The following is a 16461-nucleotide window of genomic DNA, read 5'->3' as shown; positions in this document are numbered from 1 at the left end:
GATTAACATTGAATCAATCAGAGAATATTGTTTAGGTAAAAAAGCAGTAACTGAAAGTCTGCCATTTGACGATTCTACACTTGTTTTTAAAGTAGCAGGAAAAATATTTGCACTTATGAGTTTAGATAATAATTTTGGTTTAAACTTAAAATGCAATCCAGAAAGAGCAATAGAATTAAGAGAACAATATTCAGAAATTATTCCCGGATATCATATGAATAAAATGCATTGGAATACTGTTCAGCTTGAGGGAAATTTGCCAGAGCAATTAATTCTCGAACTAATAGATCATTCATATGAAATAGTTGTTAATGGCCTTTCATTAAAAATCAGAAAAGAACAAAAACTTGCATAAAATGAAAAAGCTGCTTTATTATTTTATTCAGGGATTATTTTATACTGCACCAATAGGTGTTACGCTTTATGTTTTATACCGTTTATTTGTTTTTGTTGACAGCTGGTTTGCCGGATTGTTTAAACCTGCAATCCCCGGATTGGGAATAGTGTTAACAATTACAGCTGTTACTGTTTTGGGATTTATTGGAGGAACTGTAATTGCAAGACCAATGATGGAAATGCTTAACCGTTTTATAACACGACTTCCGATTATTAAAGAGATATATGTGCCTTTAAAAGATTTTTTTGCAGCATTTGTTGGGAAAGAAAAAAAATTTACAGCTCCTGTTCTTGTTAAGATTAATAATATTAGCAATTTAGAGAAGCTGGGTTTTTTAACTCAAAAAGATTTATCTGAACTTAAAGTTGAAGGCACAAAAGTTGCAGTTTATTTTCCACATTCATATGCTTTTTCCGGTGAAATGTACATAGTTCCTTCAGAATTTGTAACTCCTTTAGATATACAGCCTTCTGAAGCAATGAAGTTTATTTTAACAGGTGGGGCAGTTAAAAATTTTACAAACGAAACAAAAAAAGAAATATGAGAACTACAGCATTAGTATTATTGTTATTTGTTACATCAGTAGCATTTGGACAAAGAAAAATAAAGGTTCACGAAGAGCGTGAAAGTATTGGAAGTGGCTCTAATAATGCATTAGTTGCTACAATTTATGAGTCAACAATAGATGATATTGAGAAGTCGTGGAAAAAATTAATGAAAGATTATAATGCAAAAGTTGCAATGAAAAAAGAAATTTTTGCAGATGATGCAACAATTAAGGACTTATCACCAAATACATGCGATGTATACTCATTTGTTCGTAAAACAGGTGACGATGAATTCGAAATTGTTGTAGCGGTTGATTTGGGAGGAGCTTATTTATCTTCTTCAGAACATTCTTCAAAATATAAAGTTATGGAGAAAATAGTGAAAGAGTTTGCTGTTCAAACTACTATTGATGCCATAAAAGATAAACAAAAAGATGCTCAGAAAGTATTAGATGGATTTACAAAAGAGAAAGAGGATCTTGTTAGAAGTAAGGAACGTCTTGAAAAACAAATAGAAGAATATAAGTCAAAAATTTCTGATGCAGAAAAGGAAATTGAGAAGAATAAATCTGATCAAGTCAATAAAGAAAAAGAAATTGAAGGTCAGAAAAAGATTGTAGAAGAAATTGCAGCCAGAGAGAAGACCGTAGATTAAGAAAAGAAAGTGATCTTTCCGAAAGCTTTGTAGTACAAACTTTCGGAAAGATTTAAATTATTTATTCGGTAAATTTAACATTACACCTTGTCCACTTCCCATCATATATACAGGTAATTGTCCATTCCATTTATTTATCCATTCAAGGTCAATAATCTTCGGGTTTTGAGCTATTGAAGTTCCTTTTATCTGAAGTGCTTTTGCTTCACCTTCTGCCTGCTGTATTGCGATGTTTTTTTCAATTTCAGCTTGTTTTAATTGTTCTTCTTTTTGCTTTGTTACTTCAATTAAACGTAAGGCTTCCTGTTCTGCAAGTTTTTTTGAGTTAATAGATTTTTCATATTCTTCGTTATAAAATACTTCCCTTAAGTCAACCTGCTCAATTGTAAGCTTAAATTGTTTAACTTCTGCTCTCATTCGGCTAATAATATTATCTTGAATTTCCTGTCGTTTTGTTGAATAAACTTCAATCGGAGTAAAGTGACTAACCGTTAATGCTAACGCAGATTTTAATTTAGGACGGATAACATTTTCTTCTAACCAATAATATCTGCCTGATGATCCACCGTCATTTTCAGAAACGTTAGCATATATCCAACTTGCTTCATCAGGAATAATTCTCCACGAAACAGAAACATCAAAACCCATTTTTATTCCATCTTTAGTTGGTGCCCATATAGCATCTGCATCTCTTTTTTGCCCTTCTTTTGCATTGTGAGCACAGGTGTAAACCCAAAGAGTTTTATCCATAATATAGATGTCATTCCAAGGCATAATAATGTGCCAGCCAGTATGTAATTCTTCATCCTGAACTCCTCTTGGTGTAACAAGAACTCCTGCATCCTGAGCTCCGATTCTGACAATTACCATCGCAATAAAGAATATTACTGCTCCAACTCCGATGGCTATTTTATGAAAAGGAAAAACGATTTTCTTTTTTTCTCCGGTAGCGTTTCCGTATTTGTCTTTACCGTTAATTAAAGCAAACGAAAGAATCAAACCAACGATTCCATAAATTAAAATCAAGAATGATAGAATTTTAATGAATGCCATATTGATAGTTTTTTAAGGTTTTAATAATGCATTAAAATTAAAGATAATTTTATTAAGAAATTCAAAATGAGCTGTAAATATGTTTTTGTTAAAGAAAATCGATTTATATTGGAATAATTCTGTTAAAGAACATATTCATTTGAGTTGGTAATTTGTGTTTTTTAGAAAATTTAGGTAGGTTTGCTAACCATTATTTTTTAACCATAAAATATAAATTACCTTGTACCGATTAGAAACAAAAATTAATGTAAACTCTGATGAATTTAAGGCTAATAAAGAGGCATATCTTAAATTATTAAACGAATATAAAGGAGTTTTAAAAACCGTTAAAAACGGAGGTTCCGAAAAGGCTGTTAAAAAGCACAAAGAGCGTGGAAAATTGCTGGCTCGTGAGCGCATTGATTTATTAATAGATCCAAATACACCTTTTTTGGAATTATCTCCTCTTGCTGCATATGGTATGTATGATAATGAGTTTCCTAGCGCTGGAATTGTAACCGGTATAGGAATAATTCATGGCAAGGAAGCCGTTATTGTGGCAAATGATGCAACAGTAAAAGGCGGTACATACATGAAGGAAACAATAAAAAAGCATGTCCGCGCTCAGGAAATTGCATTGGAAAATCATTTGCCATGTGTTTATATGGTTGATTCTGGTGGAGTTTTCTTACCCGATCAGGCTAACGTTTTTCCAGATAAATATCATTTTGGCAGATTTTTCTTTAATCAGGCACGTCTATCTGCTCTGGGAATTCCTCAGTTGTCAATTGTAATGGGTTCTTGTACAGCTGGTGGAGCATATATGCCTGCTATGAGTGATGAAACAATAATTGTAAAAAAACAGGGAACAATTTTTATTGGTGGTCCTCCTCTTGTGAAAGCTGCAACCGGAATGGTTGTTACAGCCGAAGAACTTGGAGGAGCAGATGTTCATACTGCAATATCAGGCGTTTCCGATCATTTTGCAGAAAATGATGTTCATGCAATTCAGATTTGCAGAAATATTTTTGAAACACTTAAAGCATCAGATAAACAGATTTTAGATATAGCTCCGATTGAAGAACCATTCTATGATCCGGAAGAACTTTATGGCATTGCGCCAATTGATTTGAAAAAACCTGTTGATTCGAAAGAAATTATTATGCGTATTGTTGACGGTAGTAAATTTCACGAATTTAAAGCTCGTTATGCGCCAACTATAGTTACCGGTTTTGCAAGAATAATGGGGTATCCAATAGGGATAGTTGCCAATAATGGAGTTCTGTTTTCTGAATCTTCATTAAAAGCAGCTCATTTTATTGAACTTTGTTGTGCAAGAAAAACTCCGATTTTATTTTTGCAGAATATTACAGGATTTATTGTTGGAAAAGAATATGAAAGAGGTGGTATTGCACGTAATGGTGCAAAAATGGTGCACGCTGTTGCGAATGCCAATGTTCCTAAATTTACATTAGTCTTTGGTAGCTCAAATGGAGCTGGAAACTATGCTATGGCTGGCAGGGGTTATGAACCTCGACTTTTAAATATGTGGCCAAATTCAAAAATTTCAGTAATGGGAGGTGAGCAGGCTGCTGGTGTACTTATTCAGGTAAAGCAAGATCAGCTGGCTGAAAGAGGACAAACAATGCCCGAAGAAGAAGTAGAAAAATTAAGGCAAAGTATTTTAGAAAAATATGAGCATGAGGGCTCGGCATATTATAGTACTTCACGTTTATGGGACGATGGTATTATTGACCCGGTGGATACACGTAAAGTTTTAGCGATGGGTATTGCAATGTCGTTAAATCAAAAATTTCCTGAACAACAGTTTGGTGTTTTCAGAATGTAAAATTTAATAATATGAAAACATACAATAGTCTTGAAATAACATTAGAGAGAAATGTTGCAACTGTTTGGATGAATCGTCCAAATGTGCACAATGCTTTTAATGATGTAATGATTGCTGAGATTACTGAGTTTTTTGAATCTGTTAGTAATAAGTCAGAGATTTCAGCTGTTGTTCTTCGTGGTCGCGAAAAATCTTTTTGTGCCGGTGTAGACCTTAACTGGATGCGTGATGTAGCAAAGCAAAGTTATGAAGAAAATTTTTGCGAAAGCAAAAAACTTTCAAAATGCTTTTATGCAATTTATACCTGCAAAAAGCCAACAATTGCAATGGTTCACGGCGTTGCTTTAGGCGGTGCAAACGGACTTTTATCTGCTTGCGATATGGCATATTGTGAAGATAATGCTACATTTTCATTAAGTGAAGTAAAAATAGGTATTGTGCCAGCTTGTATTTCACCTTATGTTATTAAAAGAGTTGGTGAATATGGTGCAAAGGATTTGATGCTTACAGGTAAAAGAATAAAAGGAAAAGAAGCTGAACAATACAAACTTGTAAATAAATCATTCGAGACTACTGAAAAAATGGAAGCTGAAGTTAACTCAGTTATAGAATTGTTAAGAACCAGCGGTCCAAAAGCCATTGCACATTGTAAGAAATTAATTTATGATGTGTGTAATGTGTTGTCATTTGATGAGTCGCATGATTATACAGCAAAAGTTATTGCAGATATTCGTGCATCAGAAGAAGGACAAGAAGGAATGGCGGCATTCCTAGAAAAAAGAAAACCTAACTGGGTTAGTTAGTTGTAACAATATATAGAATAGAAAATAAATTTGTTTAAAATGAAATTATTTAAAAAAATATTAGTAGCAAACAGAGGTGAAATCGCAGTAAGAGTAATGAAGACTGCAAAAAAATTAGGAATTGCAACTGTTGCTATTTACTCAGAAGTTGATAAAGAGTCATTGCATGTTAGTTTTGCTGATGAGTCATATTGCATAGGCGAAGTTGAACTAAGTGACACTTACCTTAATATTGGTAAAATCATTGATGTTGCGAAACGTTATGGCTGCGATGCTGTTCATCCAGGTTATGGATTTATGGCTGAAAATTCTCAGTTTGTAAACGAATGTAATAAAGCCGGAATAGTTTTTATTGGACCCAACACAGAGTCGATGCGGATAATGGGCAATAAAATAGAAGCCCGTAATTTTGTAAAAACTTTAAATGTTCCGCTTACCGAAGGTATTACCGGTACTGTTGAAACTCTTATTACTGCTGCAAAAACAATTGCTTTTCCGTTATTGGTTAAAGCTGCTGCAGGTGGAGGTGGAAAAGGAATGAGGATAGTTTACAATGAATCTGAACTTGCTGAAGCCATTGAATCAACAAGTCGCGAAGCTAAATCTTATTTTGGTGACGAGACAGTTTATATTGAGAAATTTATTGAAGAACCAAGACATATAGAAATTCAGGTATTAGGAGATAATTTTGGTAATGTAATTCATCTGTTTGAAAGAGAATGTTCAATTCAGCGTCGTTACCAGAAGATTATTGAAGAATCTCCATCGCCAACATTAACACCAGAGGTTCGTCAGAAGATGGGAGAAGCTGCTGTTACTATTGGCAAGGCAATTGGTTATAACAACGCAGGAACAATTGAATTTTTGGTAGATAAAGATTTGAATTTTTATTTCCTTGAAATGAATACCCGTATTCAGGTTGAGCACCCTGTTACGGAAATGGTTACAGGAATTGATATAGTTGAAGAACAATTGCACATTGCAGCAGGGAATCCACTTCGATTAAAACAAGAAGATGTAAAACAAAACGGTCATTCAATAGAATGCAGAATTTATGCAGAAGATCCATCGAATAATTTCTTGCCCTCACCCGGTAAAATGTTTCTTTATAAAACCCCAACTATTCCTGATATAAGAATAGAAACAGGTATTGCAAAAGGTACAGAAATAAAGAGTTTTTTCGATCCGATGATTTGCAAGTTGATAGTATGGGAAAGCAATCGTGATCTTGCATCAAAGAAAATGGTAAATGCTTTACACGAGTTTGTAATACATGGAATAAAAACCAATATTACTTATTTGATAGCCTTGCTTCAGAATGAAACATTTATTCAAAATACTATTTCTACTAAGTTCTGTGATCATTTTACACCACAGATAATAGAAGGGATTAACAAAGAGAAAAATGACATTCCTGCTCATGTGCCACTTATTGCATATAGTTTATTTACACTTAACAATAAAGATATTCAGGAACGCAAACATTATTCAGATGAACATAATATATGGAACATTATTGGATATTGGCGTGAGGTAATGCAGATTAAAATTTTATTTGCTGAGAAGGAATATTATATTGGCATAGAATGTCCTAAAAAGGATGAATATACATTTGATATTGAAGGAAAAACATATCATGCTACTTTAAAAGAAAACGCAGAAGGCAAATTAGCCTTTTATATGGATGATTTCTTTTACACCACATATATTTCTGAAGATACTAAAGGGAATGCTTTTTTAAGTTGTCACAGTCATATATTTAATTTGTTACGAAAAGATATATTAAGTAAAGATTATTCTGTTTTCAGGTTAGAAGATTTTGTTGAGGATACCAATACCATTACTTCACCAATGCCAGGAAAGGTTATAAAAATAAGTGTAAAAGAGGGCGATGAATTAAAGAAGGGTGAAGTGCTTATAATTATTGAAGCAATGAAAATGGAGAATAGAATATTTGCAACAAAAGACTGTAAAATTCAAAAAGTGAATGTTAAAGTAGGCGATATGGTAGAATCATCTACTGGATTGATAACTTTGGACTAGAAATGTTTTTAAATGGAAACGAATTATTCTTTTTCAATAGAAGATAATGACACGTTGTTATTGTTGAAAAAGGAAGCTGATAAAAGTCCAAGAAAACGTGCTTTAAAAAAAATGCATTCTTCTCATGATGAGGAGTTGCATACAATGATTAATGTTCTAAAAAAGGGAACATACATACAACCTCACAATCATTTTATTAAAACAAATGTTGGAAAAACTATCAGAAAAGGTGAGTCTTTCCTTGCTATTGAGGGCAAAGGGAAAATTATTTTATTTGATAACAATGGTGAAATATTAAAAGTAATTTTAATGAATGCTGAGGAAAAAACGATGGTCTGGGTTTCAGCAGAACAATTTCATACTATTGTAGCACTTTCTGAATATTTTATAATATTTGAAAACAAAACAGGTCCCTGGAAAGAAAACGAGGATAAGTTTTTCCATGCCAAATTCCCTGATGAAAATGAAAGTCATGAAGAACTTATTAAGCATTGGGAAGAGCTTTGAGCTTTTTTGCTGTATAAATCCTTGAAACAAGAAAAAGACATAGGTATATTACTTGCTTCATGACTTAAGAATATTAAAATAATTACAAATTGTAAACTATTTAAAATAGTGGCTTTAATTTATAACGCTTTTAAAAACAGAAAAATTTTTACTTAAAATGCATTTTGGCGGGTAAGGAATGTTGTTAGGAGGGTTAGGCACGTTGTTAATACAAAATTATTTTGTTTTGACAGTAAAAAAGAGTATATTTATTTAATATTAAAAAAAAGAATTATGAAAAAAATATACACGTTATTAACTAGCATTATTATTATAACATTAACAACAAATGCCCAATGGCAGCAGACAGGTGGTCCAAATAAAGGATGTGTACAATCTATCGTAATTAGCGGACCTAATGTTTTAGCGGGAACTGAAGGTGGAGGATTATTTTTATCAACAGATGAAGGTGTAAATTGGAATGTCTTAAAAACTGGGACAACAAATCAACAGCTAACCGTTCGTTCTTTAGCTGTTATTAATACAAATATTTTTGCTGTTTTTTCTAATACTAATGCATTAATTTCAATGTCATCCGATAACGGGATTTCCTGGATTGCAGTTGATTCAGGTATTCCTCATTCTGCAACAAACATAAATTTTTTAACGGTTAATGGTACCAACTTATATGCAGGTACCAATAAGGGGATTTATGTTTCAAATAATAATGGAAGTTCTTGGTCTTCAATAAATACTGGTTTAACTAATTTAGATGTAACCTCATTAGTATTTAGTGGTAGCAATCTTTTTGCCGGTACTTTTGGTGGTGGTGTGTTTTTGTCTTCAAATAATGGTGGAAATTGGACATCTGTAAGTACAGGATTGAATTATTATGTTAAATCTTTAGCAGTAAAAGGAAATAATATTTTTGCAGGCACATGGCAAGGTGGTGTTTATTTGTCAACTAATGATGGTTTAAATTGGTCTGCAGTAAATGAGGGATTTACTCATACTAATGATTTTATCGTAAATGCTTTTACAGTATGTGGAGCACATGTTTATGCAGGAACTTCACATGGTATTTTTTTATCTTCAGATGATGGTGCAAGCTGGACTGAGGTGAGCACTTCTGGTTTATTTGGTTCATATATATGGTCTTTTGCAGTTAGTGGAACAACTGTTTATGCAGGGACATTAAATGAGGGTATTTATAAAACAAATAATAATGATTTAAATTGGATAGAAATAAATAATAATTTTATAAATACAAGAGTAAATACCATAGCTGAAATTGGTAATAATATTTTAGTTAGTACTGATTATAATGGAATATTTAAATCAACAGATAATGGAGATAGCTGGTTGACAGTTAATACAGGCATAACCACTAAAGAGACTTTTTCTTTATTGGTTAATGGAACTGAGATTTTTGCTGGAACTTGGGGTAAAGGAATTTTTAAATCTTCAGACAATGGGATAAGTTGGACAACTGTGAATTCAGGATTAACTATTACTAACAATAGAGTAAACGCTATAGTTCTTAAGGATGCGATTCTTTTTGCGGGAATTGGAGGATTGTCAGGATGTGGGGTTTATAAATCGATAAATAATGGTGTCAGTTGGGTTCCGTCAATTACCGGCTTAACTAATCTAAATATAACTGATTTATTAGTAAGCGGGCAAAATATTTTTGCAGCAACTGATGATGGAGTATTTAAATCAACAAATGACGGTGCTTCATGGTCCTTAACAAGTTTACCTAGTTGCTCTGCTCAATCATTGGATATTGTTGGAACTAGTATTTTTGCAGATTGTGGTGGTCTTTTTAAATCAACAGACAATGGTACAACATGGACAAGTATAAATACTGGAATAATAAATGCTTTTGTTTATTCTTTTGCAACTGATAATGCCAATATTTATTTAGGAACAAATGAAGGCGTATTTTTCTCGAATGACGAAGGTATAAATTGGTTAGATATCAGTACTGGTTTAATAAATTATTCTGTTAGTTCTATTTTTGTAAAAGACAGTTATATATATGTTGGTACAAGTAGTAATGGTGTATGGAAAAGAGCACTATCAGAAATTACTGGTATTAAAGAAAACAATAAAACATCAAAATTATCAGTATACCCAAATCCTTCAAGTGGAAAATTTACTATAACAAATGTTAATGGAGTTAGTGCTATTGAAATTGCAAATGTATTGGGTGAGGTAATTTTTAATACTACTAACAATATTCAAGATAATATGGAAATTGATATTTCCAATTTTTCAAAAGGAATTTATTTTGTGAAGTTATATACTGATAATAGTTATTCAACTGAGAAAATTGTGGTGCAGTAAGAAGAGGGGATTACAAATCCCCAAAGTATTTATCTCTGGATTGTAAATCCAGAGGAGCATTTTCAATATTTTGCAGATGTATTATAAATCCATCTGAGCTGAATAGTTAAACAATAAAAAAAGGAAATTACAATCCCAAGTAATCAATGTATGTTAAAATAGATTCTTCACTACTCTGCCGCGGCGGACAGAATGACAAAACGGTTAAACAAAAAACCTCGCAATTTGCGAGGTTTTTTGTTTTCTGTGTACAATGTTAATTTGCTTTTAATTCTTTAATCGCAGCAATTAATTCAGGAATAACTTTTAAAGCATCGCCAACAATACCATAATCAGCAGCTTCAAAAATAGGAGCATCAGGATCTTTATTAACAGCTACTATACATTTTGATGAGCTGATTCCACCTAAATGCTGAATTGCACCTGAAATACCAAATGCAAAATAAAGATTAGGAGCAATAATTTTTCCGGTTTGTCCGGTATGTTCTTCATGAGTTCTCCAACCTTCGTCAGATACCGGGCGCGAACAAGCAGTTGCTGCACCTAAAATTTGAGCCAACTCTTCAATACCGCCCCAGTTTTCTGGTCCTTTCATTCCTCTACCGCCCGAAACAACTATTTCGGCATCGGTTAAAAGAATTTTTCCTGTTACTTTGTTAACTTCAATAACTGTAGATTTAATATCTGTATCAGCTATTTCTGGTGCAAAGTTTTCAATATTAGCAGTTGTAGGATTCTCAACAATACCAAATGCATTCTGTGAAAGTGTAATTATTTTAACATCTGTTTTAATAACTACATTTGCTAATGCTTTGGCTGTATATGTTTTCTTAACAATAGTAAAAGGTTCAAATGAAGTTGGCAAACCAATTACACCTGAAGCTAATCCTGCTTTTAATCTTATAGAAACTCTAGGAGAAATTGCTTTTCCTGTATTGTTTTGAGCAAATACAATAACTTTAGAATTTTCTTTTGCCGCTGCCTGAGCAATTGCCATCGTGTATGCTTTGTTATCAAGATTATATAAACGACAATCTGTAACATTTAACACTTTAGATGCTCCATATGTTCCAAGTTTATTGAGCTCTTCGCTATCTACTTTTCCGATAGAAATAGCAGATACTGTTGTATTCATTGATTTTGATAAGGCATGGGCATATGAAATAAGTTCAAAAGTTTGTTTTTTAAACTTTCCATCCCAATTTTCTGCAAAAACTAAAATTGACATATTATATTAAGTTTTTTAGATTTATAAATATTGACACTTTGTTAAATAACCTTTGCTTCATTATGAAGTAAGTTTACAAGTTCTTTTACATTCTCTGGATCTACTTTTTTGCAGGCTGCTTTTGATTTAGGGTAATCGAAGCTTACAAAATCTGTATATAAATCAGCAGAAACCGGTTCAACAACTTGCAAAGGTTTAGTTTTTGCCATCATAATTCCTCTCATATTAGGAATACGTGCATCTTTTGCAATACCTTTCTGAACTATTCCAATAAAAGGAGTTGAGATGCCAATAATTTCCTGACCACCATCAATTTCTCTTTTTAGTTTAAGCTGGTCGCCTTCAATGTCAATAAATGAAACTGCAGAAACAGAAGGATAATCTACCAACTCTGATAACATACCACCAACAGAAGTTCCGTTATAGTCGCTCGATTCTATTCCACAAAGAATAATATCATAAGAATCTTTCTTTATAATTTCAGAAAGTTGAAGAGCTACAGTATAAGCGTCTTTTGGGTCTGCATTTACTCTGATAGCTTTGTCAGCTCCAATAGCAAGTGCTTTTCTGATAGTAGGTTCTGTTGTTGGTAATCCAACATTTACAACTGTAATTTCTGTGATTGCACCAGCATGTGCCTCCTTTAATTCAATTGCTCTTGTTAATGCAAGTTCGTCCCATGGATTAATAATCCATTGTACACCTGTTGCATCAAATGTTGTATTGTTATTTACAAATTTGATTTTGGTTGTTGTGTCAGGAACATTACTAATACAAACTAAAATTTTCATTTCTGTTCTTTCTTTTTTATATTGTTAATAAATTAATCTTTTAATATTGTTCTTGAAATTACAATTTTCTGAACCTCTGATGTGCCTTCATAAATCTGAGTAAGTTTTGCTTCGCGCATTAATCTTTCTACATGATACTCGGCAACATATCCATAACCTCCATGAACCTGAACTGCTTCAGTTGTAACTTCCATTGCCATATCAGCGCAATATTGTTTTGCCATTGCGCTTGCTAATCCATAAGGTAAATGTTGATCTTTTAACCAAGCAGCTTTTAAGCAAAGATTACGACCGTTTTCAATTTTAACTGCCATCTCTGCTAATTTAAATGCGATAGCCTGATGATTTGCGATTTCGGTACCAAATGCTTTTCTTTCTTTTGCATATTTTACTGCGCGTTCAAAAGCACCTGATGCTATACCTAAAGCCTGTGAAGCAATACCAATACGTCCACCATCTAATGTTTTCATTGCAAAAGTAAATCCAAAGCCATCCTCTCCAATGCGATTTTCTTTAGGAACTTTTACATCGTTAAACATTACAGAATGTGTATCTGAGCTTCTCATTCCCATTTTCTTTTCATGTGGGCCTAATGTTATACCAGGGGTGTTTTTATCTACAATAATTGCATTTATTCCTTTATGTTTTTTATCTGGATAGGTTTGTGCAATAACAATGTATGTAGAAGCTGAATTAGCATTTGTAATCCAGTTTTTTGTTCCATTAATTAAATAATGATCACCTTTATCTTCTGCAATAGTGCGTTGTGATGTTGCATCAGATCCGGCTTCTGGCTCTGAAAGTAAGAAAGCACCAATTTTTTGGCCGGTTGCAAGTGGTCTTAAATATTTTTCTTTTTGAGCATCGTTTCCATATGTTTCAAGTCCCCAAATAACAAGAGAATTACAAACTGACATGACTACTGCAACTGACGAATCTACTTTTGAAATTTCTTCCATTGCAAGTACATATGAAATAGTATCCATTCCACCACCTCCCCATTTTGGGTCAGTCATCATTCCTAAAAATCCTAGGTCTACTAATTTTTTTATACCTTCTGTTGGAAAAATAGCTTTTTCATCTCTTTCAATAACATCGTGTAATAATTCGCGTTCTGCAAAATCTTTTGCAGCTTGCTGAATCATTTTTTGTTCTTCTGATAATTCAAAGTTCATAGTTATAATTTTAGTGATTAATAATTCGAGTTTTTTATTGTCATAAAATTATAAATAATTTTGGAAATTAAACTGCCGAAAGTCTCTTTTTAACCTTTAATACAAATTTAACCATATTCTTTTTTACGACTTCAGTTGCTTGCTGATGCGGAACGTGCCCACAATCAGGAATATATAGAAGTTCTACTTCTGAGTTTACGTTTTGCTTAATTGATTCTAGTTGTGCAAAGGTGCCATAATTATCTAAATCGCCCTGTATAGCCATAACTGGGCAAGTTATTGTATGTAAATAGTTTTCAATATTCCAAAGTCTAAACTCGGGTATAAGGCAAGTATTTGTCCAGCTATTTACCATGCTTTCAGTGTTTTCACCATGATGCTTTTTTAATATTTTAATCCATTTAGCTTTATTTTCAGAATCTGCTATTAAACATATTCCGTTTACAGAAATATCTTCGATAAAAACATGTGCGGCCTCTGTAATAAGTCCAACTACATTTTTTGGAAATGCTCCGGCGTATATAATAGAAATACTACCACCATCACTATGTCCGATTAAAATAATTTTTGATTTTGAGAAATGCAGTTTTTTTAAAATTTCAGGTAAAAATTCAAGAGCTTCTTTGTTTAAAAAATTTACAGTTCTGATTTCGTTTATTTGTTCAGATTTGCCATAGCCATATCTGTCATACATTAATACCGGGCATTTTGTATAATCCGAAATTTCTTTTGGAAAGTTATGCCATTGACGACAGCTTCCTAAACCTTCATGCAGAAAAATAATTAGTGGATTATTTTCGGAAAAGTAATCTGTATTTAATAATTCGTAGTAAATATTTTTATCAAGAACAGAAAGATAACCTGTCTTTTTATAATCTGGTAACATTATGAATAATACTTTAAAATGATTCTTTAGAGTTAATAAAATCTTTTTTTATTTTAATGTAATCTGTAATAATTTCATTTAAAATAGCAGCAGCCGGTTTTATCTCATTAATCATTGCTGAGATTTGTCCGATTTCCATTTCTCCCTCATCTTCATTTCCCTCAAACATTCCCATTTTTGCTCTGCCACGACCAAGTAATTCTGATAATTCTTGTGTACTTACTCCTTGGTTTTGTTTTTGTTCAACCTCGAAAAAGAATTTGTTTTTAACTAACCTGACCGGAACGAGTTGCTTTAGTGTTAGTTGAGTGTCGCCGTCTTTTATTTCTATAATTTTATTTTTAAAATTTTGATGAGCAGATGATTCTATCGAAGCAACAAATCTACTTCCAATCTGAACACCATCAGCACCTAAAGCCATTGCTCCAAACATGGTTCTTCCGTTGCCAATCCCGCCAGCTGCAATAACTGGAATTGAAACTATTTCTTTAACTAATGGAATAAGAACCATTGTTGTTGTTTCTTCTTTACCATTATGACCACCGGCTTCGAAGCCTTCTGCAACAATAGCATCAACTCCGGCTTCTTCGCATTTTTTTGCTGATTTGGTATTTGCAACAACGTGAACAACAGTAATTCCGTTTTCTTTCAGAAATCCAGTCCATTTTGCTGGATTTCCGGCAGAAGTGAAAACTATTTTTACATTTTCTTTAATAATAATTTTTATAAATTCTTCTGCGTAAGGAAAAATTAAAGGAATGTTTACACCAAATGGCTTGTTTGTAGCTAGTTTGCATTTTTTAATGTGAGTTGTTAATATTTCAGGTGTCATTGAACCTGAACCAATAAGTCCTAGTCCACCTGCATTGCTTACAGCAGAGGCAAGTTCCCAGCCACTACACCATATCATACCTGCCTGAATAACCGGATACTGAACATTAAAAAGTTGACATATTCTATTCATAATATATAAATTAAGTAGTTGGCTCGGCAAAGATATAATTAAATCTTTTTTTAAAGAATGAGTTAATTTCTGGAATTTTCTATTTTTAATATTTAATTACCTTTGCAGGAAATGAAAATTGTTGTAAATACAAGATTGCTTCAAAAAGGTAATCTGGAAGGAATTGGCTGGTTCACATTTGAAACATTCAAAAGAATTACCAAAAATCATCCGGAGCATCAGTTTTATTTTTTATTTGACAGACCATATTCTGAAGAATTTATTTTTTCTGAAAATGTTATTCCATTAGTATATGGACCTCCTGCACGACATCCCTTTTTATATTATATATGGTTTGAATGGGTTATTCCTCGTGTGTTGAAAAAAGTTGGAGCAGATTTATTTATCACACCTGATGGTTATAGTACTCTTTCAAAAAGGGTTCCTATTTTGCAAGTTGTTCATGATATAAATTATGTACACTATCCGCAATATATCCCATTTGTAGCCAGAAAATATCTTGAAATATATTTTCCAAAATTTATTAAAAGGGCTGATAGAATAGCAACAGTGTCAGAATTTTCAAAGCAGGATGTGGTTTCTCATTATGGATATGATGCAAATAAAATGGATGTTGTATTTAATGGAGCTAATGAAATGTATGGTCCTGTAACCGATGAAATCTCTACTCTTACAAGAAAACAATATTCAAATGGTAAACCATATTTTTTTTATGTCGGTTCACTTCATCCTCGAAAAAATATTATTAATCTTTTAAAAGCATTCGATAAATTTATTTCCATAACAAAAGCAGAAGTTAAGATGGTTATAGTAGGAAAAGTTTATTGGTGGAATGCAGAGATGGAAAAGGAATATAAAAAAATAATTCATAAAGAGGATATTATTTTTGTTGGCAGGGTTGAAACAGATGTATTGAAAAGATTGTTAGCTTCATCATTGGCTGTTACATATGTGTCACTTTTTGAGGGTTTCGGAATACCCATAGTTGAGGCAATGTATAGCGAAGTGCCTGTAATTACATCAAACACATCATCAATGCCTGAGGTAGGTGGTAATGCTGCTCTTTATGTTGATCCGTTTAATGTTGACTCTATATCTGATGCAATGCAGGAAATTTATTGCAATGAAGATTTAAGAAAGTCTTTAGTTGAGAATGCAAAAGTGCGCAGACAAGAATTTACTTGGGATAAAACAGCATCAAAGCTTTGGGATAGCATAGAGAAAACTATAAGATAAAAATCGTTACTATATTATA

At 32.6% G+C, this 16461-nt stretch carries 15 protein-coding genes; 9 read left to right on the top strand and 6 right to left on the bottom strand.

The genetic code is table 11. The features are described from left to right. The first annotated feature begins 1 nt into the window (after position 1). From HY951_08100 to HY951_08090, 3 genes are read left to right on the top strand one after another with little or no spacing between them, the layout of a single operon-like run. A complete protein-coding gene (locus tag HY951_08100) occupies positions 2-355 on the top strand; it encodes an MmcQ/YjbR family DNA-binding protein (protein ID MBI5540005.1) in 354 nt (117 codons plus the stop codon). A gap of 1 nt (position 356) precedes the next feature. Then, positions 357-941 carry a DUF502 domain-containing protein gene (locus HY951_08095; GenBank protein MBI5540004.1) on the top strand — a complete coding sequence of 195 codons (585 nt, stop codon included), beginning with the start codon at positions 357-359 and terminating at the stop codon, positions 939-941. Beyond that, positions 938-1600, top strand: a complete 663-nt coding sequence (locus tag HY951_08090; protein ID MBI5540003.1) for a hypothetical protein — start codon at positions 938-940, stop codon at positions 1598-1600. The genes HY951_08095 and HY951_08090 overlap by 4 nt, the downstream gene beginning before the upstream one ends. A gap of 57 nt (positions 1601-1657) precedes the next feature. On the opposite strand, the gene HY951_08085 is transcribed toward HY951_08090, so the two are convergent. Beyond that, positions 1658-2653 (bottom strand): prohibitin family protein, encoded by a 996-nt coding sequence (locus HY951_08085; protein MBI5540002.1) that lies wholly within the window; start codon positions 2651-2653, stop codon positions 1658-1660. A 220-nt stretch (positions 2654-2873) separates the two neighbouring features. Here HY951_08085 and HY951_08080 point away from each other — a divergent pair, with 220 nt between their 5' ends. The 5 genes from HY951_08080 (at position 2874) to HY951_08060 (ending at position 10162) form a co-directional block, all read left to right on the top strand. Further along, the gene (locus tag HY951_08080) at positions 2874-4481 is read left to right on the top strand and encodes a methylcrotonoyl-CoA carboxylase (protein ID MBI5540001.1); all 1608 of its coding nucleotides are present in this window, start codon (positions 2874-2876) and stop codon (positions 4479-4481) included. An 11-nt stretch (positions 4482-4492) separates the two neighbouring features. Continuing rightward, entirely contained in the window at positions 4493-5284 is a 792-nt protein-coding gene (locus HY951_08075; GenBank protein ID MBI5540000.1) for an enoyl-CoA hydratase/isomerase family protein, read from the top strand. A gap of 39 nt (positions 5285-5323) precedes the next feature. Then, entirely contained in the window at positions 5324-7327 is a 2004-nt protein-coding gene (locus tag HY951_08070) for an acetyl-CoA carboxylase biotin carboxylase subunit (GenBank protein ID MBI5539999.1), read from the top strand. 12 nt (positions 7328-7339) lie between these two features. After that, on the top strand, positions 7340-7834 hold the full coding sequence (locus HY951_08065) for a cupin fold metalloprotein, WbuC family (GenBank protein ID MBI5539998.1): 495 nt from the start codon (positions 7340-7342) through the stop codon (positions 7832-7834). A gap of 273 nt (positions 7835-8107) precedes the next feature. Further along, on the top strand, positions 8108-10162 hold the full coding sequence (locus HY951_08060) for a T9SS type A sorting domain-containing protein (GenBank protein MBI5539997.1): 2055 nt from the start codon (positions 8108-8110) through the stop codon (positions 10160-10162). Between the two features lie 256 nt (positions 10163-10418). Here HY951_08060 and HY951_08055 read toward each other — a convergent pair whose 3' ends face one another. The 5 genes from HY951_08055 to HY951_08035 all read right to left on the bottom strand — a co-directional run bounded on the left by HY951_08055 (position 10419) and on the right by HY951_08035 (position 15206). After that, complete coding sequence (locus HY951_08055) at positions 10419-11390, bottom strand: electron transfer flavoprotein subunit alpha/FixB family protein (GenBank protein ID MBI5539996.1); 972 nt, start codon at positions 11388-11390, stop codon at positions 10419-10421. 41 nt (positions 11391-11431) lie between these two features. Continuing rightward, complete coding sequence (locus HY951_08050; GenBank protein MBI5539995.1) at positions 11432-12181, bottom strand: electron transfer flavoprotein subunit beta/FixA family protein; 750 nt, start codon at positions 12179-12181, stop codon at positions 11432-11434. Between the two features lie 32 nt (positions 12182-12213). Next, the gene (locus tag HY951_08045) at positions 12214-13356 is read right to left on the bottom strand and encodes an acyl-CoA dehydrogenase family protein (protein MBI5539994.1); all 1143 of its coding nucleotides are present in this window, start codon (positions 13354-13356) and stop codon (positions 12214-12216) included. Positions 13357-13423: 67 nt separating this feature from the next. Then, complete coding sequence (locus HY951_08040) at positions 13424-14242, bottom strand: alpha/beta hydrolase (protein ID MBI5539993.1); 819 nt, start codon at positions 14240-14242, stop codon at positions 13424-13426. Positions 14243-14255: 13 nt separating this feature from the next. Then, positions 14256-15206 carry a nitronate monooxygenase gene (locus HY951_08035; GenBank protein MBI5539992.1) on the bottom strand — a complete coding sequence of 317 codons (951 nt, stop codon included), beginning with the start codon at positions 15204-15206 and terminating at the stop codon, positions 14256-14258. A gap of 111 nt (positions 15207-15317) precedes the next feature. On the opposite strand from HY951_08035, the gene HY951_08030 reads away from it, so the two are divergent. Next, positions 15318-16442 carry a glycosyltransferase family 4 protein gene (locus HY951_08030; protein MBI5539991.1) on the top strand — a complete coding sequence of 375 codons (1125 nt, stop codon included), beginning with the start codon at positions 15318-15320 and terminating at the stop codon, positions 16440-16442. Positions 16443-16461 lie beyond the last annotated feature (19 nt).

It is taken from the genome of Bacteroidia bacterium (genome assembly GCA_016218155.1).
Taxonomy (GTDB): domain Bacteria; phylum Bacteroidota; class Bacteroidia; order Bacteroidales; family GWA2-32-17; genus GWA2-32-17.
This window is presented reverse-complemented; position numbering and strand designations above follow the sequence as displayed.